We start from the raw sequence: 20314 nt of genomic DNA, 5'->3' as shown, positions 1-20314 counted from the left end.
GAGTGATGGGGCGGGCGACCAGGCTTACGGACTGCCGCCCACCGTTTGGAAATTGGAATACTTGAGGCCCCTGGCTCCGCCTCCGGACGCTTTTCAAAGTCGGCCGGGAAATGTCATGGACGTCATTTCCCTCCGTTCTTCCCCTTGACTCGGAGGCGGGCTCTTTCTGTCGAACTCCAAGAAAGAGTTTCGCCATGTCTGTTCTGATAGGCCGGCCCCATCGCAGGGCAAGCAATGATCGCAGAGCAGGTCATGATCGTTCGATCGCCGGACGGATGTGTCGTTACGTCGTGGCTCCCCTGATATGTGCAGCTTGCACTATTTCATTCGCGGGCACCGCTTCGGCTCAATGCGCAGCTCGCGATGTATTGCAGAACCAGCTGAAGTTCAGGACCAGCGCGACCCTAACGTCCCAACGGCCTATCAAGTCCGCCCGCGATATCCCCGCATGGAAGACGATTACAATCGGCAGCTTCGCCGACTCGATAACGCTGCGCGATGCGCTGGATGCCAAGGGCTGCAGTGTCGGTGGTCAGGCCGCCGAAATCCTGGCGCGGCCGGCGTTCACCGTCAGCTCTCAAAAAATGGATGTAGAGCTTGTCAGCGTATCGCCGGCCCAGCTCGGATTCACGTCCGATAGGGTGCCCTTGGCAAACATTTACGCGCGCGCTCGATCGCTCGGCCTTGAACTTGCTGCGGCCGAGGTCGGCCCGCAATTGCGCATCCAGTATGTCGATCAGCCCATGGGTGAATTTCTCACCATCGGAATGGAGCCGATCAGGACGTGGGGTGGCGATCTCATCATTCTGAATGTGGCAAATGGCGGAGCCGGACTGATCCTCATCGGCCAAGACGGCAGAGCCGGAGCGGATATACCAGCAGCAACTCGTTTCGTTTTCACCCGGCCGCATCACCCCGCACCGGGTCTCGAGCTCGTCGAGAAGTCCGGAACATCGCTGCTGCCGGTAGGTGATTGGTAGTCTGCAATCGGGCCCATCGCTTCCGTTGAAGCGGTGGCCGCAGGCCGTTCGCGGGAGAGGCCTCCATCGCCAACATCCGAGGATGACATCATGCGCCTGTTTTGCCCGACGGGTCAACGCTTCTTCGAAAAATCCGCAGGCCGTCGGGATTGCGGCAGCGCGCTACTGTGCATGGGGTCGTTTTCGAGAATTCAGTCCGGCACGAGCTCTGTCAGCGAGCGGATGATGCGGTCGGGCCTGACGGTCGAGCCTTCGGGCAGGCCGTCGCCATGCGCGTCGAGCCAGATCGCATAGATGCCGAGGCGCTGCGGCGTCACGACTTCCCACTCCAGATTGTCGCCGATCATCCAGGTGTCCGCCGGTGTGACGCCGAGCGCCTCCATCGCGTGCAGATAGGCGCGCTCCTCGGGCTTGCCGAAGCCGTGCTCACCCTCGATCTGGATGTGGTCGAAGCGATGGGTCAACTCGAAGCGCTCGACCTTGGCGCGCTGCATGTCGGCAGCGCCGTTGGTGACCAGCGCGAGCTTGACGCCATGGGCCTTGAATGCGTCGATCGCATCATGCGCGCCGGGGAAGACGAAGATCGCCTCCTCGCGGTAGCTGGTGAAGCGGTCAGCGAGGCGGTCGGCGAGATTGTCGGACAGGGCGTGATGGCCGCGTGCGGCGAGCGCGGCAAAACCGCCGCGCACCGTGAGCCGCCGCGCCTCGCCGAGCTTCATCCGCCAGATCGGCTCGGCGGTCGACCAGAACTGCCGCGCATAGGCCAGTACGGCTGTGGCGACCAGCGCCGGCGGCAGCGGCGCGAGTTCCTCGGCGAATTCTTCCGCGATCGTGTTCCAGGCGATCTCGGGCCGGCCATAGGCCGACAGGATGGTGTCGTCCATGTCGATCAGCATCGCGCGGGGGAGGGGCTTCGCCGTCATGGCCATTTCACCTCGGGCGGCAGCGACGACAGGATGGAGTCCACATTGCCGCCGGTCTTGAGCCCGAAGATCGTGCCGCGGTCATAGAGCAGGTTGAACTCGACATAGCGGCCGCGGCGGATCAGCTGCTCCTCGCGGTCCTCGGCGGTCCAGCTTGTCGCGAAATTGCGGCGCACGATGTCGGGATAGATTTTCAGGAAGGCGCGGCCGACATCCTGGGTGAAGGCGAGGTCGGCATCCCAGTCGCCGCTGTCGTGCCAGTCGTAGAAGATGCCGCCGACGCCGCGCGCCTCTTTCCGATGCGGCAGATAAAAATACTCGTCGCACCACTTCTTGTACTTGTCGTAATCGGCAACGCCGTTCGGACCCGTACAGGCTTCCTTCATCGCGGCGTGGAAGGCGAGCGTGTCCGAATCCTCCTGCGTGCGGCGGCGGTCGAGCACCGGCGTCAGGTCTGCACCGCCGCCGAACCACGCCTTGGTGGTGACGACGAAGCGGGTGTTCATGTGCACGGCCGGCACATGCGGATTGCGCAGGTGCGCGATCAGCGAGATGCCGGAAGCCCAGAACCGCGGGTCTTCGGCCGCGCCCGGGATCTGCGCACGAAACTCGGGCGCGAATTCGCCGTGCACCGTCGAGCAGTGCACGCCGACCTTCTCGAACAGGCGGCCCGACATCATCGACATCACGCCGCCGCCACCGGCTGCGCCGGAGTGGTCGGTGCGCTGCCATGGCCTGCGCGCGAAGCGGCCTGACACGCCGGGATAGAGGCTTTCCGGCGCGTCGTCCTCGAGCCGCTCGAAGTTCGCGCAGATGTCGTCGCGCAGATGCTCGAACCAGCTCCGGGCGCGGGCTTTGCGGTCTTCGATGACGGTCGGGTCGATTGCCGATGTCATGTCGTTAGCCTTGCGGACCGTAATAGGTGCAGCTCTCGTTGCAGCTGTCGCGGTGGATGCTGACGCGGGTGAGCTTGCCGACATGCGCGAGCCGCTCCCAGACGAAGCGCGACAGGTTCTCCAGCGTCGGTGCGCCCAGCGCCTCGATCTTGTTGAGGAACTTGTGGTCGAGCATCAAGCGCACGTCCTCGATGGACCGCTGGAGCAGGCCGAGATCGACCACCATGCCGGTCGCAGGGTCCGGCATGCCGCGCACCGTCACCTCGGCGCGGAAGGAGTGGCCGTGGATCTCTTCGCTCGCCTCACCAAAGGTCGTTCCCTTCAGCGTATGCGCCGCCTCGAAGCGGAACTGTTTCGTCAATTCCCACATCTGTCCGTTCAGTCCTATCTGATGCCGAGCGATTTATGCGTCTGCACGCTCAGCCGCCATTGCGGATGGCGCAGACAATAGTCGATCGCGCGCGCGGTGTTCTCGATGACCTCCGGCCCGTCCATCGGCTGCAGCGAGAACCGCTCGAAGGCGAGGCTCTCGAACGTCTCGGGCGCGGCGAGGGCCTGCGGATAGACCAGCTTGAGTTCGTGTCCCCGGCGCAAGACCAACTCGCTGCCGCCCTTGGGGCTGACGCAGATCCAGTCGAGCCCCTCAGGCGGGATAACCGTGCCATTGGTCTCGACGCCGATCTCGAAGCCGCGGGCGTGCAGCGCCGCGACCAGGGCGTCATCGACCTGCAGCAGCGGCTCGCCCCCGGTCAGCACCACATAGCGGTTGGCGGCGGTTGCGGTCCATTGCGCGGCGATGGTGTCGGCGAGTTCCACGGCCGAGGCGTAGCGGCCGCCGAGCGTGCCGTCGGTGCCGACGAAATCCGTGTCGCAGAACTGACATGTCGCGCTGGCGCGATCGGCCTCGCGGCCGCTCCAGAGGTTGCAGCCGGCAAACCGGCAAAACACCGATGCGCGCCCGGCATGGGCGCCTTCGCCTTGCAAGGTCAGGAAGATTTCCTTGACCGCGTAACTCACTGGCCTCTCCTCGTCATCTCTAAAGGTGCGGGTTCCGGACCTGCCGGAGCGCCTCGCCGGCGGCCATCGCTGCGGTCATGGCGACATTGAGCGACCGCAACCCTTCGGCGATCGGGATCACCAGTCGCGCATCCGCAGCCTCGACCACCGCGTCGGTGACGCCGGCGCTCTCGCGCCCGAATAGCAGGATGTCCGACGTCTGGTAACGGAAATCGCGGTAGTCCGTGGCGCCTTTGGTGGTGAACAGCAGCAGGCGGGCGCCCTGGCTTTCCCGCCATGCCTCGAATTTCGCCCAGGAATCGTGGCGGGCAATACTGACATGGTCGAGGTAGTCCATTCCCGCCCGGCGGAAATGCCGGTCGGAGACCGGAAAGCCGGCCGGTTCGATGATGTGGGCGGCGATTCCCAGACAAGCGCACAGGCGAAGAATCGTACCGGTGTTCTGGGGGATGTCGGGTTGGAAAAGTGCGATCTGCATGGGCGTTACGGGGTTGGTTGTGGGCCGGAAATGTCTCAATAAAACATCGCTGGCCGCGGAATTCGTGCATTGCACGCTCCCGCGCCGTTAGCGGGCTTGCGCTCGCCCTGCAAGGGTGCCAATAGAACGATTCTGGACTGCTGTTTTCGCCTTGTTCTGGCGGCGACAAGTGAAGTTCTGCCGCCGCGGGGGGCCGCGGGCGCCGGCAGACTGTTCCGGGGACCTTGGGGGCCCCTGGGGTGGTTCCACCGGCTGCATAAGAAGAAAGGGTTGGAATCGTGACGACAGCGTCTTCGGCGGACCATCCGACACGCCGTGATTTCTTATTCGTTGCAACGGGGGCAGCCGCAGCAGTAGGGGGCGCCGCCGCGCTCTGGCCCTTCATTTCGCAAATGAATCCGGACGCCTCGACCATCGCCGCGGGTGCGCCGATCGAGGTCGATCTGAGCCCGGTTGCCGAGGGGCAGGACATCAAGGTGTTCTGGCGCGGCAAGCCGATCTACATCAGCCATCGCACCAAGAAGCAGATCGACGAGGCGCGCGCCGTTCCTGTGGCGAGCCTGCCCGATCCGCAGTCCGACGAGGCCCGGGTCAAGTCAGGGCACGATCAGTGGCTGGTCGTGATCGGCATCTGCACCCATCTCGGCTGCATCCCGATCGCCCATGAAGGCAATTACGACGGGTTCTTCTGTCCCTGCCATGGTTCGCAGTACGATTCGTCCGGCCGCATCCGCCAGGGGCCCGCGCCCGCGAACCTGGCCGTGCCGCCGTACACTTTCGTTTCGGACACCAAAATCCAGATCGGCTGAGCTTCGGACCCGCGTCCGAAGCCTCGAACCGTCTCGTCGTTTTATTTCCTCAGGATCGCATCATGAGCGGACCATCCGACTACCAGCCGAGCAATCCGGCACTGCAATGGATCGAGCGGCGCCTGCCGATCTTTGGTCTCGTCCATTCCTCCTTCGTCGTCTATCCCACCCCGCGCAACCTGAACTATTGGTGGACCTTCGGCGCCATCCTGTCCTTCATGCTGGGGATGCAGATCCTGACCGGCGTGATCCTGGCGATGCACTACACGCCGCATGCCGATCTCGCCTTCAAGTCGGTGGAACTGATCGTCCGTGACGTGAACTATGGCTGGCTGCTGCGCAACATGCATGCGGTCGGCGCGTCGATGTTCTTCTTCGCGGTCTACGTCCACATGCTGCGCGGCCTCTATTACGGTTCCTACAAGGAGCCGCGCGAGGTGCTCTGGATCCTCGGCGTCATCATTTACCTCTTGATGATGGCAACCGGCTTCATGGGCTACGTGCTTCCCTGGGGCCAGATGAGCTTCTGGGGCGCCACCGTCATCACCAATCTGTTCTCGGCCATTCCTTACGTCGGCGAGAGTATCGTGACCCTGCTGTGGGGTGGCTATTCGGTTGGAAATCCGACGCTGAACCGCTTCTTCTCGCTGCACTATCTGCTGCCATTCCTGATCGCGGGCGTCGTCGTGCTCCACGTCTGGGCACTGCACGTCGCCGGCCAGAACAATCCTGACGGCGTCGAGCCGAAGACGGAAAAGGACACGGTGCCGTTCACGCCGCACGCGACCATCAAGGATGGCTTCGGCGTCGCCTGCTTCCTGCTGCTCTACGCCTGGTTCATCTTCTACATGCCGAACTATCTCGGCGATGCCGACAACTACATTCCGGCGAACCCCGGCGTGACGCCGCCGCACATCGTGCCGGAATGGTATTACCTGCCGTTCTACGCGATCCTGCGCTCGATTCCGAACAAGCTCGCGGGCGTGATCGCGATGTTCTCGGCGATCATCATCCTGTGCTTCCTGCCCTGGCTGGACAGCGCGAGGACGCGTTCGTCGAAGTATCGTCCGCTCGCCAAGCAGTTCTTCTGGATCTTCGTCGTGGTCTGCATCCTGCTCGGCTATCTCGGTGCGCAGCCGCCGGAAGGCATCTACGTGATCGCCGGCCGGGTCCTGACGGTCTGCTACTTCGCCTACTTCCTGATCGTGCTGCCGCTGCTGTCGCGCATCGAGACGCCGCGGCCGGTGCCGAACTCGATCTCGGAAGCGATCCTTGCCAGGAGCGGCAAGGCCGTCGCCTCGATCGCGGTCGCGCTCGTCGCTGCTGGTACGCTGTTCGTCGGCACCGTGCAGGACGCCCGCGCCGAGGAAGGCGGCACCAAGCCGCCGGGCAACAATTGGTCGTTCGCAGGCCCGTTCGGCCACTATGACCGTGGTGCACTCCAGCGCGGCCTGAAGGTCTACAAGGAAGTCTGCTCGAACTGCCACGCGCTGTCTTACGTCGCCTTCCGCAACCTCGCGGAAGCCGGTGGTCCCGGCTATTCGGAGGCGCAAGCAGCGGCGTTTGCCTCCGACTACAAGATCAAGGACGGTCCGAACGATCAGGGCGAGATGTTCGAGCGCCCGGGCCGGCCGGCCGACTACTTCCCCTCGCCGTTCCCGAACGAGCAGGCGGCTCGTGCGGCGAACGGTGGCGCGGCGCCGCCCGACCTGTCGCTGATCACCAAGGCGCGTTCCTATGGCCGCGGCTTCCCGATGTTCATCGTCGACTTCTTCAGCCAGTATCAGGAGCAGGGCCCAGACTATGTCGCCGCCGTGCTCCAGGGCTTCGAGGACAAGGTGCCGGAAGGCGTGACCATCCCGGAAGGCTCATATTACAACAAGTACTTCCCGGGCCACGCCATCAAGATGCCGAAGCCGCTCAGCGACGGCCAGGTGACCTACGATGACGGCTCGCCGGCGACGGTTGCGCAGTACGCTCACGACGTCACCACGTTCCTGATGTGGACCGCCGAGCCGCACATGGAAGCGCGCAAGCGCCTCGGCCTCCAGGTGTTCGTGTTCCTGATCCTGTTCGCGTTCCTGATGTACTTCACCAAGAAGAAGGTCTGGGCCGACTCGCACTGAGCGCCGGACGCGAAACGAGAATGAAGAAGCCCCCGCAAGGGGGCTTTTTTATTGGACACGCGCGTGTGTTGTTCGATGCGATTGCCTATCGCGTGCCCAGCCGCCAAAGTACCGCCAGCCTCTCCCTCACAAACCATCGGAGGACACCATGGGAACCACGATCACCTTCAAGCGTCCGGACGGCAAGGATGCCTCGGGCTATCTCGCCAACGCCGCACGCGGCAACGCGCCGGGCGTGGTCGTGATCCAGGAATGGTGGGGCCTGTCGGAGCAGATCAAGGGCCTGTGCGACCGCTTCGCGCTTGCCGGCTTCGACGCGTTGGCGCCCGATCTCTACAAGGGCAAGGTGGTGCCGTATCACGATACGGATGCAGCCGGCAAAGAGATGAACTCGCTCGACTTCATGGACGCCACCACGCAGACGGTGCGCGGCGCTACGCAATACCTGTCGCGCAACGGCGCCAAGGTCGGGCTGACAGGCTTCTGCCTCGGCGGCGCCGTCACCATCATCGGCGCGGTGCATGTACCGGAGCTTGCCGCCGGTGTCGTGTTCTATGGCATTCCGCCGGAGCAGGCGGCCAAGCCCGCCGACGTCAAGATCCCGCTCCAGGCCCACTTTGCCAACAAGGACGATTGGTGCACGCCGGAGCTGGTCGACGGCTTCGAGAAGGCCATGAAGGCCGCCGGCAAGTCGCTGGAGCTGTTCCGCTATGACGCCGAGCACGCCTTCGTCAACGAGCAACGCCAGGCCGTGCATGACCGCGAAGCCGCCGAGCTCGCCTGGGGTCGGGCGACGGAGTTTCTCAGGAAGCATCTGGGTTAACCGCCCTTGGCCGTGATGCGGGGAGCTGCCCTTGACGCAGCCCCCGCGCCATGGTGAGTATCCGCCCATGAGCACCGCAGCCCGCCCATCCCGTCGTTGGTGGCGCACCTCCTAAGAGGTGGCCGGTGCGATTTATTCTCCTAAAATCGTCTGAGGTCGCCGGCACAGCGCGGCGGCCTGATCGTTTGTCCTGTGTGGCGTTCCCTCGGCAAGTTTCGTAAGAGGACCCCATGAACAGGACAGTCTTTGCTCTTCCGCCCAGAAGCGACTACGTCACCCGGGGGGGTCTTGCGATCACCCGCGTGGCCGAGCAGTTCACCGGTCACGCCGACCGGCTCGACGATCTCATCAACCTGCTCGACCGCCGCCGTGGCGTGGTATTGTCCTCGGGCACGACCGTGCCGGGCCGCTACGAGAGCTTTGACCTCGGCTTCTCCGATCCCCCGCTCAAGCTCGAGACCGTTGGCACCAATTTCAGGCTGGAAGCGCTGAATGCGCGCGGCGAGGTGCTGATCGCCTTCCTCGCTGACGTCCTGCGCGAACCCTGCGTCGTGATCTCCGAGAAATCAGCCGCGCGCCTTGCCGGTCGCATCATCCGTGGTGATGCGCCGGTCGAGGAAGATCAGCGCACGCGTCGCGCGAGCGTGATGTCGCTGGTGCGCGACATCATTGCCGCCTTCTCGGCCAATGACGACGGGCTGCTCGGTCTGTTCGGCGCCTTCGCCTATGACCTCGTCTTCCAGATCGAGGATCTCGTGCAGAAGCGTCCGCGCGAAAATGACCAGCGCGACATTGTGCTCTATGTCCCGGATCGCCTGCTCGCCTATGACCGCGCCACCGGGCGTGGCGTCGCGCTCTCCTACGATTTCGCCTGGAAAGGGAAGTCGACCGAAGGCCTGCCGCGCGAGACAGCCGAGAGCCCGTATGTGAAGACGGATCGCCAGGGTTTTGCCGATCACGCGCCCGGCGAATATCAGGCCACCGTCGAGACCGCGCGCGCGGCCTTTGCCCGCGGCGATCTGTTCGAAGCGGTGCCGGGCCAGCTCTTCGCCGAGCCCTGCGAGCGCTCGCCGGCCGAAGTGTTTCAGCGCCTCTGCGTCATCAACCCGTCGCCCTATGGCGCGCTGATGAATCTGGGCGAGGGCGAATTCCTCGTCTCCGCTTCGCCGGAAATGTTCGTGCGCTCCGACGGGCGCCGCGTCGAGACCTGCCCGATATCAGGGACGATCGCGCGCGGCACAGATGCAATTGGCGATGCCGAGCAGATCCGCCAGCTGCTGAACTCGGAGAAGGACGAGTTCGAGCTCAACATGTGCACGGACGTCGACCGCAACGACAAGGCGCGCGTCTGCGTCCCCGGCACGATCAAGGTGCTGGCGCGACGGCAGATCGAGACCTACTCGAAGCTCTTCCACACCGTCGATCATGTCGAGGGCATGCTGCGCCCCGGCTTCGACGCGCTTGATGCGTTCCTCACCCATGCCTGGGCGGTGACGGTGACTGGCGCGCCCAAGCTTTGGGCGATGCAGTTCGTCGAGGATCACGAACGTTCGCCGCGGCGCTGGTACGCCGGCGCGATCGGCGCCGTGAACTTCGACGGCAGCATCAATACCGGTCTCACCATCCGCACCATCCGCATGAAGGATGGTCTGGCCGAGGTGCGCGTCGGCGCCACCTGTCTGTTCGATTCCGATCCGGCTGCCGAGGACCGGGAATGCCAGGTCAAGGCGGCAGCGCTGTTCCAGGCATTGCGCGGCGACCCGCCGAAACCGCTGTCGGCGTTTGCGCCTGACGCCACCGGTTCGGGCAAGCGCGTGCTGCTGATCGATCACGACGACAGCTTCGTGCACATGCTCGCCGATTACTTCCGCCAGGTCGGCGCCGAAGTCACCGTGGTCCGCTATGTGCATGCGCTCGCCATGCTCAAGCAGAAGAGGTGGGATTTGCTGGTGTTGTCGCCAGGGCCGGGCCGCCCGGAGGATTTCGGGATCAAGAAAACCATCGACGCGGCGCTGGAGAACAAGCTACCGGTGTTCGGCGTGTGTCTGGGCGTGCAAGCGATCGGCGAATATTTCGGCGGCGAGCTCGGCCAGCTCACCCATCCGGCGCACGGAAGGCCGTCGCGGGTCCAGGTGCGGGGCGGACGGCTGATGCGCAATCTGCCGAACGAGATCGTCATCGGCCGCTATCACTCGCTGTTCGTCGAGCGCGACAGCATGCCTGATGTGCTCAACGTCACCGCCAGCACCGAGGACGGTGTTGCCATGGCGCTGGAGCACAAGACCCTGCCGGTCGCCGGCGTGCAATTCCACCCGGAATCGCTGATGTCGCTCGGCGGCGAGGTGGGCTTGCGAATTGTCGAGAATGCGTTCCGGCTGGATGCGCCGGTCAATTGAGAGGCACCAATGACCTTTGAGCACGATTTGAAGGCGAGCGTCCGCACCATCGCCGATTATCCCAAGCCGGGGATCATGTTCCGCGACATCACGACGTTGCTCGCGGATGCGCGCGCCTTCCGTCGTGCGGTCGACGAGCTGGTCAATCCGTGGGCCGGCAACAAGATCGACAAGGTTGCCGGCATGGAGGCGCGCGGCTTCATCATCGGCGGCGCCGTGGCGCATCAGCTCTCGGCCGGCTTCGTGCCGATCCGCAAGAAAGGGAAGCTGCCGCACACCACCGTGCGGATCGCTTATTCGCTCGAATACGGCATCGACGAGATGGAGATGCACATCGACGCGATCCAGCCCGGCGAGCGCGTCATCCTCGTCGACGATCTCATTGCCACCGGCGGCACCGCGGAAGGCGCGGTGAAGCTGCTGCGCCAGATCGGCGCCAATGTCGTGGCCGCCTGCTTCATCATCGACCTGCCCGACCTCGGCGGCGCCGCCAAGCTGCGCGCCATGGACGTGCCGGTGCGCACGCTGATGACGTTCGAAGGGCATTGAGAAATCGTGGCGATCGCCGATCGCTTCGGCCTTCAGCTCGGCCCGCCAGTTGTGCCCTGCGTTGCTTCAGCAGCGCGTTCCTGAGATAACCGCTCTCCTCGTCCTCCAGACGCTCGCATTGGCCGAATGTCGGGCCGGCCTTGCCATGGGCGTTTCAGGCGGCCTGGAGGCTGCGCGAGGGACGGTCGGTGTAAATATCACCCGGATAAAATATTCAGGGCCGCTGCAGGATCAGGCTGAGCTCGAGCTCGCGGAAGGCGAGGTAATTCCGCCGGATCCACTGGTGCAACTCGGTCGAGGAATCCTTCTCCTGGCGCAGATAGCCGGTGAAGGAGAAGCTCAGGCGGTCGATATAGGTTTTGAGGAAGCCGGGCAGCGCGGGCAGGCGGAACAGGCGGCCGCCTTCCATCGCGGGTGGCAGCTCGCCGCGAATGACGAACTCGTTGTCGACGGTGATCAGGTTCATCCGCGGGATCTGCCCGCGCAGCATCTCATGGGCGCGGGCCGAGACGCGGTCGGTTTCGGCGACGAACAGGATCTGAGGCGCGACATGCCGGCGCGCCGCCTCCTTCAGCAGGCCGATCTCGTCCGTCATCTTGAAGAACTCGTCGAAGGCGTGGAAGCCGAGGTCGATGACCTTGGCGAGACCGTCATCGACGATGACGCGGTCCATCAGCTGCATCTTGCCGTAGGTATCGATCACATCAGCGGTTTCAGTGACCTTCGGCAGGTAATCGAGCAGCGACGGCTCCTTCAGATTGACGTCGAAGGCGGCGACGTTGCCGTTCTTGAGCAGCAGGAATTCACTCAATAGCCGCGCCAGCAGCGTCTTGCCGACCTGCGGGCGGGGCGAGCAGATGATGTAAACGGGTGTCGCTGGCATCGGCTGCTATATCAGGCCAAGTCACCGCCCAATCCAGCCGTATCAGCCCGGCCTTCGCAACTATTTTTCGCTGTTGCGGGTGACGGGTTTCGAGCCGACGATGTCGGTGAGGCGGATGCGGTCGAATTCGCTCCAGACGTTGGCCAGCCAGTGCCGGACATAGCCGCGCAGCACGAAGGAGTAGTTCGCTGCCTCGTCCTGGATGCCCTTGTTGGCGACGAATTTCAGGAACGGCACCGAGGACACCTCGACCTGCTCATAGGCCATTTCGTTGAGCTTCGGAATGGTCAGCTCGGTCGCGTCCTTGATGCGGTGGAAGTAGGAATTGTAGGTCGCCTGGTCCCACTGGAAGAACTGGGTGTCGTTGATGAAGTTCTTCACCAGGAAATATTTCGCACCGGACATGAAGCCGGCCGTCTCCGCGATTTCCTCGAGCGAGGCGATCGAGGGTCCGAGGATGTGGAACACGGCGAAAGTGATCTGCCCGGCTTTGGCGGCGTCGAGGAAGCCGATGTCGCGCAGCGAGGCGAGCGCGGGCGAGAGCAGGCCGGCGCGCACGTCGATCACGGTGACGGAAGGGCTGACAGCGTTGAGCGTGTCAAAGATCTTCATCTGGTCCGCGGTCGTCGTCATGTCGACGATCTCGGTGATGTCAGGGTGGAAGCGTTTCAGCGTTCCCCGCGGCGACTCCGTATCGAAGGCGCGCGTCGGCACGTTGTTGGCGGAAAAATAATCGAGCAAGGTACGTGACACCGTGGTCTTGCCGACCCCGCCCTTGTCCGCGCCCACCACCACCACTGCCGGCTTTGCCATCGCTGTCCCCTCACGCGCCCCCGATCGCGAGATTGCAATCGGCCGGGCCCAAATCGGTGTCCCGAGTCTGCTGTTGGGCGCGAACATGGCAGAAACAAGGGAGAATTCAAATCCTGCGGCACGCAGTAGCTGCAATTCCCGGAGTTTTTCTCGGGCGCTGTGATTTCGCTGCAAATTGCAGAAGATTCACGCTCAGTGGCGACCCCAAGGACCCATGGTGTTGCTGGAAGGATTGCCCAACGGATTGCCGGCCGCAGTTCCGGAAGCGCCCGGCGCGGGCACGGGCGGTGGCGTGGCCCGGCTGCCTGCATCGTTCCACGGTCCCTGTGGCAGCGGCGGCGGGGCGTCCCGTTGATCGGCCTGCGCCTCCGATTGACCCGCGGCGGACTGTTCCGTCTCATCGTCATCGGATGGCGGTGGCAGCGGACCGGGATCATGGCCGCCGGCGAATTTGACCAGCGCGTCGACGCGGGACTGCACCGACGGGTGGGTCGCGAACAGATCCGAAAAGCCTTCGCGCGGATTGTCCAGGCACATCTCCATCACCGCGGAGGTCGCGCCCGGTAGTTCGCCACGGCCTTCGATCTTGCGCAGCGCGGAGATCATGGCGTCAGGGTTTTTGGTCAGCTCGACCGACCCCGCATCGGCGAGATATTCGCGCGAGCGCGACAGCGCGAGCTTGACCACCTGCGATACGAGCCAGGCCACCACGATCAGCACGACAGCGATGATGATCACGATGATCGCGCCGCCGCCGGAATTCTTGTTGTCGTTCGACGACGAGGACGAGCGGGACGACGATGAGGAGGAAGAACCTGACGACCACGAGCCGCCGCCGGAGCTCCAGCTCAGATTGGTGAACAGGCGGAAGAACAATTCGCCGAAGAAGCCGACCACGCCGGCTATAATCACGGCGACCACCATCAGCTGCACGTCGCCGTTCCTGATGTGGGTCAGCTCGTGGCCGAGCACCGCCTCGATCTCCTGGTCGTTCAGCGCCTTCAGGAGGCCTGTGGTGACGGTGACGGCATATTGCCGCGGATTGAGGCCAGTCGCGAATGCGTTCAGCGCCGGAGAGACCATGATCTTCAGCTTCGGCATGGTGATGCCGCGCGAGATGCAGAGATTTTCCAGCAGATTGTAGAGCCGCGGCTCCTCCTGCCTGGTCACGTCACGGCCGCCGGTCACCGCGTCGATCATCGACTGGTGGAAGAAATAGGCGATGACGATCCAGGCGATCGCGCCAGCCGTCGCAAAGGGGAGGGCGACGATGAGGTCGTGGAAGGCGCGGCTCAGATAATAGGCGACGGTCTGGTTGCCGTTGATGACGACCTCGGCGACCAATGCGCCGGCATAAACCAGCACATAGACCAGCGCGAACAGGCCGGCGAGCAGCAGCATCGAACGTAACTTGTTCGAGGCGATGTGCGTGTAGAGACCATACGCGGCCATGACGCGTTGTCCTGCCGGCCGATCGGCTCAGATCAGAATTTCACCTGGGGCGCAGCCTCGACTTCGGTGCGGCTGGCGCCGAGATCGAAGAAGTCCTTCCTGGTGAAGCCGAACATTCCGGCGAACAGCGCGGCCGGCATCTGCTGGATGCCGGTGTTGTATTCCTGGACCGCGTTGTTGAAGAAACGGCGGCTCGCCGCGATCTTGTTCTCGAGGTCGGAGAGCTCGGATGCGAGCTGCTGGAAATTGGCGTTGGCCTTGAGGTCGGGATAGGCCTCCGACAGCGCGATCAGCCGTCCCAGCGCGCCGGAGAGCTGGTTCTCCGCGGCGGACACCTGCGCCGGCCCTTGTGCCGACATCGCCGAATTGCGCGCCTTGATGACGTCGTCGAGCGTGCCGCGCTCGTGCGCCGCATAACCCTTCACCGTCTCGACCAGGTTCGGTATCAGGTCATGACGCTGCTTGAGTTGGACGTCGACATCGGCAAAGGCCTGGCCGACGCGCTGTCCCAGCGCCACCAGCCGGTTGTAGGCGCTGAAGGCGAACAGCACGAGGACGACGATGACGCCGAGAACGATCCAGCCGGTCGACATGGAGAACTCCTGGAAGGAAATTGGAGCGGACAGCCTAAACTAAAATGGGCCCGGGAAGAGCCCCGCGCGGAGGGAAGGTAAGACTTGGTCGGATCGGGCGCCATCCGAGTTCAAGGGAAAAGCGGGCAACGACGTTAACTTTCGGACAGGACGGCGTCGCCCCAGCGCCACCGCCGTGCGCCCGCATAGGCAGCCTTGTCGCGCCGCGGGACCTTGGCGAGTTCGACACCGTGGCCGGTGCAGAGTTTTGCCGTGATCTCGGCCTTGCCGACATCGGGCGGCGCCAGCACGCGTGCGGCGCGGATTGCCGGCGCGGAGCGAGTCAGCGCGACATAGATGAAGCGCTCGTCCTCGAACGGCACCTCGGCGCCCTTGATCTGGCGATGCGCCTGCGAACGCGGCAGGCGCTGATTGAAATGGCACCAGTCGGGCGCGACGAGCGGGCAGGGCTTTTCGTGCGGGCAGGGCGCCGCGACATGGGCGCCTGCCGCGATCAGGTGTTGGCGCAGCGCGAGGATGCGGGCATAGCCGGCGGGCGTGCCGGGCTCGATCACGACCAACGCGTGGCGCGCTTTGGCCCACATTGTCTCCGTAAGCTTGCGCTGGTCGCTCTCGCCGAGCTCGCCGATGACGTAGCTCGCGACGACGAGATCGGCTTGCGAGGCCTCGGCGAGGCTCGTGACTGCATCGTCGGGCAGATAGCGGCAATCCGACAGGCGCGTGCTGTCCTGCGCGAGTTCGAGCGCGAGCCGGCTCAGTGTGGCGTTGGCGTCGAGCAGGGTGAAATCCCGCAGCGACGAAAACGCCTCTGCGGCAGCCCAGCTTGCGGTGCCCGGACCCGCGCCGACGTCGAGCAGGGTTTCCGGCGCGAAGTCTGGCGCGATTTCGGCGAACGCGCTCAGGCTTGCGGCGACGGCGGCGTAGGTTGCCGGCATCCGCGCCAGCGCATAAGCGAGGGCATCAGCTTCGGACTTGATCGTGCCGGAGCCGCCACCGGCGCGATAGGTGGTCGAGATTTTCTGCGAGCGCTGCGCAGCGTCGTTGCGCGAAAAACCCTGCAGCCTGGCCTCGAGCGCGGCCTTGAGTTCGGTGGGGAGGGTGGGTGCGATCATGTTGGCCTACCGTCATCCGGGTGCTCGCGTCGCGAGGATCGGAATGACGGCAGAGATATCACGCCACGTTCTGGTCGAGAATGTCCACGGCCTCGGACAGGCTCACCGAGACGAGCTGGGAGACGCCGCGCTCGGCCATGGTGACACCGAACAGCCGGTTCATCCGCGCCATCGTGATCGGGTTGTGCGTGATGATGACGAAGCGCGTGTCGGTCGAGCTGGTCATCTCGTGCAGCAGGTTGCAGTACCGTTCGACGTTATGATCGTCGAGCGGCGCGTCGACTTCGTCCAGCACGCAGATCGGCGAGGGGTTGGTCAAGAACACCGCGAAGATCAGCGCCATCGCCGTCAGGGCCTGCTCACCGCCCGAAAGCAGCGACAGCGTCTGCGGCTTCTTGCCCGGCGGCTTGGCGATGATTTCGAGACCGGCTTCGAGCGGATCGTCGCTCTCGATCAGATGCAGCGCGGCCTCGCCGCCGCCGAACAGCTCGACGAACAGGCGCTTGAAGTGGTTGTTGACGACCTCGAACGAGGTCAGCAGCCGCTCGCGCGCCTCCTTGTTGAGGCTCTGGATGCCCTGGCGCAGCCGCTTGATGGCCTCGACGAGGTCATCACGCTCGGTGACCAGGCCGGTGTGCTGGGTCTCGACCTCCCGCAGCTCTTCCTCGGCGCGCAAATTGACGGCGCCCAGGCGCTCGCGGTCGCGGCGCATCTTTTCGAGGTCTTCCTCGATGTCATGCAGCGGCGGCAGCTCGGCGCCGGGCTCGATCTCGGCAAGGCCGGCGACGGCCTGCGGCTCGACTTCGAGCATGTCGCGGATCTCGCGCTCGATGTCCTCGAGCCGGCGCCGCGCGCTTTCCATGCGCTCCTCGGCCCGCGCCGTGGCCTCGCGGGAGCTGGAGAGCGCTTCGAGCGTCAGCTTGGCGACGCGATCGGTCTCGGCCATCGCGGTCTCCGCAGTGGCGAGCGCGTCGGCGGCCATGCGGCGGTCGTTCTCGGCGTATTCGATCTCGGTGATCAGCGCGCTGCGCTTTTCAGCAAAGACAGCGGGCGCGTTTTCGAGTTCGCTGCGCTCGATCGTGAGCTCGGCGATACGCGCCTGGATGGTGTCGATGTGGGAGGCCGCGCTTTCCTTGCGGTTCTGCCACTCGGTGCGCTCCGCGAGGATCGCCTGGACACGGCGGTCGGCCAGCTCGGCCTCGCGCGCCAGGGCCTGCGCTTCGGCGCGGACCTGGGCTGCGATGCGGCGCTGGCCTTCGATGTCGCTGCGGACGGCGGCGAGACGGGTTTCGGTGTCCTCGCTCGAGGGCAGCTCGCTGATGCCGGCCTCGGCGTATTCATAGGCGGCCTCGGCTTCGGCCCGGTCGGCGGCGAGCCGGCTGTGCGCTTCCGACAGCGTCGCCTTGCGCGCGGCATGACGGCTGATCTCGCGCTCCGCGTTGGCATGGCGCTCGCGCGCGACGTTCAGCTCGCGCTGCGCGGCGCGCCAGGCTTCGCGGGAAGCGCCTTCGGTGCTGGCGGCCATCTGCAATTCGGACTCGGCATTTTCAAGCGCCTGACGCTTGATCTGCGCGTCGATGCGGGCCTGCTCCAGCTCGTTCTCGATGTCGACGAGGCGGGCGCGTTCGGCAAGGCGCCGTGCGGCCCCGGTCGGGGCGTGGGCGGCGGCGACAAAGCCGTCCCAGCGCCAGACGTCGCCCTCGGGCGAGACCAGCCGCTGGCCGGTCTTGAGCTGCGAAACCAGCTCGGCACCACGCTCGCGCGGCACGACGCCGATCTGCGCCAGGCGGCGTGTCAGCTCGGCGGGCGCCTGTACGTGGTTTGCGAGCGGGGTGACGCCTTCGGGCAGCTCCGGATCGCCCTCGGTGACGCCGGCGTTGGTCCAGCGCATCGGCGCCGACGGATCGACCGGCGCGTCGAGATCATCGCCGAGGGCTGCGCCGATCGCCTTTTCAAAACCCTTGTCGACGGTGATGCCGTCGATGATCGGCGGCCACAGATTTTTGGTCTCGCCGTTGACGATCTTGGAGATCGTGCGCGCTTCGGTATCGAGCCGCTGCACGCGCTTGTCGGCTTCGACCAGCGGCGAGCGCGAGGATTCCAGCGCCTGCCGCGCGGCGACATGTGCGGCCTCGCTCGCCTGGGCCGCGGCTTCGGATGCCGCAAGGGTCTGCTCGGCGGTCTCGACCATGGCGGTCAGCTCGTCGAGGTCACCAAAGCCGCCGGTGTCGGCGGCCAGCTTCTGCTCTTCCGCTGCGACATTCGCGATCTCCTGGTCGAGACGGGAGAGCTTGTCGCGGTGGGTGCGGACGTTGGCCTCTAACTGGTTGCGCTTGGCGGTGAGGTCGGCGAGCGCGGTGGTGAGCTCGGCGAATTGCTGTTCGGTTTCGCTCAGCACCGCCTCGGCTTCGCCGACGCGCTCGTCGACGCCGGAGCGCTTCTCGACGCGCGACTTGATCTCCTCCTTCAGCTCGGCGTCTTCGGTGTCGAGCCGCTGCAGCGCGACGTCGGCGTCCATGGTTTGTTGCTGAGCACGGGAGATGTCGCCTTCGAACTGGGCGAGGCGGCGCTCGAGCTCGGCGACGCGCTCCTTGGCGCGCTCTTCCTCGCGGTCGAGCAGCTCGCGGGCATTGGTCAGGCGCTGAAGGCCTGCGGCGGCGCGCGCTTCGGCATCGCGCAGCGCCGGCATTTCGGCGGCGCGGATCGCCTGGATGCGGGCGGCTTCGGCCTGGTGCTGGGTGCGCTCAGCCATCTCGCGCACGGCGAGATCATGGGTGCGGCCTGACTCGTTGACGTCGGCATGCGCGCCGATCCAGCGCAGATGGAACAGCGTGGCTTCGGCCTTGCGGACCTTGGCCGCGACCTCGCGATAGCGCACGGCCTGGCGGGCCTGCTTCTTCAGGCCTTCCATTTGCCCCGAGAGCTGGCCGATCACGTCCTCGACGCGGGTGAGGTTGGTCTCGGCCGCCTTCAGCCGCAGCTCGGCCTCGTGGCGGCGGGCGTGCAGGCCGGCGACGCCGGCAGCGTCTTCCAGCACGCGGCGGCGCTGCTCGGGCTTGGCCTGGATGATCTCGCCGATCTTGCCCTGGTGGACCAGGGCCGGTGAACGTGCGCCGGTCGCGGCATCCGCGAACAGGATCTGCACGTCGCGGGCGCGCACGTCGCGGCCGTTGATGCGGTACACCGAACCGGCTTCGCGCTCGATGCGGCGGGAGATTTCGAGAATCTGGCTGTCGTTCATCGCCGCCGGCGCGGTGCGATCGGCATTGTCGATCGTCATCGTCACTTCGGCGTGGTTGCGCGCCGGACGGTTGCCGGAGCCGGCGAAGATCACCGCGTCCATGTCGGCGGCGCGCAAGCTCTTGTACGAGGTTTCACCCATCGCCCAGCGCAGCGCTTCGACCAGATTCGACTTGCCGCAACCGTTGGGGCCGACCACGCCGGTGAGGCCCGGCTCGATGACGAAGTCCGTGGGCTCAACGAAAGACTTGAAGCCGTGAAGGCGCAGGCGGGTGATTTTCATAAGCACGCATCTCTGTTGGCAGGCGCGAATCCCCCTGCCTGGACAATACCATGAAAGGCAATGTCGCTGTCTGGGCGAGTCGCGCGGGGCGCCTCATGCGGCGGACAATGGCCGCGGTGTGCCGCGAGGGCAACCGGCGAAAGCCGCTTTTCCCAAGGGATTTATGCCGGGGGAAGATACGGCTTTCGAGATGCGAATCAGGATCTTGACGAGCGAATCAGCTCTTCAGCAGCGGGTTGATCTTCTTCGCGAACTCCTCGAACGAGGCCTCGCCTTTGATCTTCTCGCCGTTGATGAAGAAGGTCGGCGTCGAATCGACCTTCAACACGTCGCTGGCATATTTCTGGTCGGCGGCGATCTTGTCGAGCAGCGACTGGTCCTTCAGGCAGGCTTCGACCTGCTGCTGGGTGAGGCCGGCCTGCTTGCCGATCCGCGTCAACGTCTCCGTGGTGTTCTTCACCACCCAGTCGCTCTGCTGGCGGAACAGCATGTCGGTCACCGCAAAGTACTTGGCCGCGTCGTCCTTGGCGATGCAGCGCGACAGCATCGAGCCGGCGGCGGCTTTGATGTCGAGCGGGAACTCGCGGAAGACGTAACGGATCTTGCCGGTGTCGATGTACTCCGACTTGATCTTGGGGAACACCTGCTCATTGAAGGCCGCGCAGTGCGGGCAGGTCATCGAGGCGTATTCGGTGACGGTGACGGCGGCGTCCTTCGGACCCAGCGCCATGTCGGGGAGCGACACCGGCTTGGCAACGTCGGCCGCGGACTGCGCCATTGCTTCCGAGATGAACCGCAGCGGCGACAGCCCGGCGAGCGCGGCAAGACCGGTCAGCGACAGCATCGTGGTGAAGGCGCGGCGGGTGAGGATCAAGGTCGGCTCCCGAATTGGCTGGTCTTGCCCGAAGTTCCCATCCGGGCGGCCTGTCGCTAGCTCGAAA

Annotated in this window: 18 protein-coding genes; 6 read left to right on the top strand and 12 right to left on the bottom strand. The window is 64.9% G+C overall.

The window, feature by feature from the left end:
- Positions 1-368: 368 nt before the first annotated feature.
- Entirely contained in the window at positions 369-980 is a 612-nt protein-coding gene (locus ACVWZ4_RS02900; protein WP_456739810.1) for a hypothetical protein, read from the top strand.
- A gap of 191 nt (positions 981-1171) precedes the next feature.
- Here the strand turns inward: ACVWZ4_RS02900 and ACVWZ4_RS02895 are convergent, their stop codons facing one another.
- Genes ACVWZ4_RS02895 through ACVWZ4_RS02875 form a run of 5 tightly spaced genes read right to left on the bottom strand, consistent with a single transcriptional unit; the run spans position 1172 to position 4294 of the window.
- Positions 1172-1909 (bottom strand): HAD family hydrolase, encoded by a 738-nt coding sequence (locus tag ACVWZ4_RS02895; protein WP_456739809.1) that lies wholly within the window; start codon positions 1907-1909, stop codon positions 1172-1174.
- The gene (gene hemF, locus ACVWZ4_RS02890; protein WP_456739808.1) at positions 1900-2799 is read right to left on the bottom strand and encodes an oxygen-dependent coproporphyrinogen oxidase; all 900 of its coding nucleotides are present in this window, start codon (positions 2797-2799) and stop codon (positions 1900-1902) included. The genes ACVWZ4_RS02895 and hemF overlap by 10 nt, the downstream gene beginning before the upstream one ends.
- 4 nt (positions 2800-2803) lie before the next feature.
- On the bottom strand, positions 2804-3169 hold the full coding sequence (locus tag ACVWZ4_RS02885; protein WP_456702067.1) for a 6-pyruvoyl trahydropterin synthase family protein: 366 nt from the start codon (positions 3167-3169) through the stop codon (positions 2804-2806).
- Between the two features lie 14 nt (positions 3170-3183).
- Positions 3184-3816 carry a 7-carboxy-7-deazaguanine synthase gene (gene queE / locus ACVWZ4_RS02880; RefSeq protein WP_456702068.1) on the bottom strand — a complete coding sequence of 211 codons (633 nt, stop codon included), beginning with the start codon at positions 3814-3816 and terminating at the stop codon, positions 3184-3186.
- A 19-nt stretch (positions 3817-3835) separates the two neighbouring features.
- Positions 3836-4294, bottom strand: coding sequence for a tRNA (cytidine(34)-2'-O)-methyltransferase (locus ACVWZ4_RS02875; RefSeq protein WP_456702069.1), 459 nt, complete (start codon positions 4292-4294; stop codon positions 3836-3838).
- 278 nt (positions 4295-4572) lie between these two features.
- On the opposite strand from ACVWZ4_RS02875, the gene petA reads away from it, so the two are divergent.
- The 5 genes from petA to ACVWZ4_RS02850 all read left to right on the top strand — a co-directional run bounded on the left by petA (position 4573) and on the right by ACVWZ4_RS02850 (position 10997).
- Positions 4573-5103, top strand: a complete 531-nt coding sequence (petA, locus tag ACVWZ4_RS02870; RefSeq protein WP_092227410.1) for a ubiquinol-cytochrome c reductase iron-sulfur subunit — start codon at positions 4573-4575, stop codon at positions 5101-5103.
- 62 nt (positions 5104-5165) lie between these two features.
- Entirely contained in the window at positions 5166-7229 is a 2064-nt protein-coding gene (gene fbcH / locus ACVWZ4_RS02865) for a cytochrome b/c1 (protein WP_456702070.1), read from the top strand.
- Between the two features lie 148 nt (positions 7230-7377).
- Entirely contained in the window at positions 7378-8052 is a 675-nt protein-coding gene (locus ACVWZ4_RS02860) for a dienelactone hydrolase family protein (RefSeq protein ID WP_456702071.1), read from the top strand.
- Between the two features lie 230 nt (positions 8053-8282).
- Positions 8283-10448 carry an anthranilate synthase component I gene (locus ACVWZ4_RS02855; protein ID WP_456702072.1) on the top strand — a complete coding sequence of 722 codons (2166 nt, stop codon included), beginning with the start codon at positions 8283-8285 and terminating at the stop codon, positions 10446-10448.
- 9 nt (positions 10449-10457) lie between these two features.
- Entirely contained in the window at positions 10458-10997 is a 540-nt protein-coding gene (locus ACVWZ4_RS02850; protein ID WP_092227414.1) for an adenine phosphoribosyltransferase, read from the top strand.
- A 214-nt stretch (positions 10998-11211) separates the two neighbouring features.
- Here the strand turns inward: ACVWZ4_RS02850 and ACVWZ4_RS02845 are convergent, their stop codons facing one another.
- The 7 genes from ACVWZ4_RS02845 to ACVWZ4_RS02815 all read right to left on the bottom strand — a co-directional run bounded on the left by ACVWZ4_RS02845 (position 11212) and on the right by ACVWZ4_RS02815 (position 20247).
- The gene (locus tag ACVWZ4_RS02845; protein ID WP_456702073.1) at positions 11212-11880 is read right to left on the bottom strand and encodes a hypothetical protein; all 669 of its coding nucleotides are present in this window, start codon (positions 11878-11880) and stop codon (positions 11212-11214) included.
- A gap of 60 nt (positions 11881-11940) precedes the next feature.
- Complete coding sequence (locus ACVWZ4_RS02840) at positions 11941-12693, bottom strand: P-loop NTPase family protein (RefSeq protein WP_092227416.1); 753 nt, start codon at positions 12691-12693, stop codon at positions 11941-11943.
- Between the two features lie 192 nt (positions 12694-12885).
- On the bottom strand, positions 12886-14145 hold the full coding sequence (locus ACVWZ4_RS02835) for a M48 family metalloprotease (protein ID WP_456739807.1): 1260 nt from the start codon (positions 14143-14145) through the stop codon (positions 12886-12888).
- A gap of 32 nt (positions 14146-14177) precedes the next feature.
- The gene (locus ACVWZ4_RS02830) at positions 14178-14738 is read right to left on the bottom strand and encodes a LemA family protein (protein WP_456702075.1); all 561 of its coding nucleotides are present in this window, start codon (positions 14736-14738) and stop codon (positions 14178-14180) included.
- A 134-nt stretch (positions 14739-14872) separates the two neighbouring features.
- Positions 14873-15850: a small ribosomal subunit Rsm22 family protein gene (locus tag ACVWZ4_RS02825; protein WP_456789961.1), complete on the bottom strand. Its 978-nt coding sequence runs from the start codon at positions 15848-15850 to the stop codon at positions 14873-14875.
- A 58-nt stretch (positions 15851-15908) separates the two neighbouring features.
- Positions 15909-19373 carry a chromosome segregation protein SMC gene (gene smc, locus ACVWZ4_RS02820; RefSeq protein ID WP_456739806.1) on the bottom strand — a complete coding sequence of 1155 codons (3465 nt, stop codon included), beginning with the start codon at positions 19371-19373 and terminating at the stop codon, positions 15909-15911.
- A 217-nt stretch (positions 19374-19590) separates the two neighbouring features.
- Positions 19591-20247, bottom strand: coding sequence for a DsbA family protein (locus ACVWZ4_RS02815; protein ID WP_456702078.1), 657 nt, complete (start codon positions 20245-20247; stop codon positions 19591-19593).
- Between the last annotated feature and the right edge of the window lie 67 nt (positions 20248-20314).

Source organism: Bradyrhizobium sp. USDA 4472 (assembly GCF_054058595.1).
Note: the sequence above shows the minus strand (reverse complement) of the source record. Positions and strands in the feature narration are given on the sequence as shown.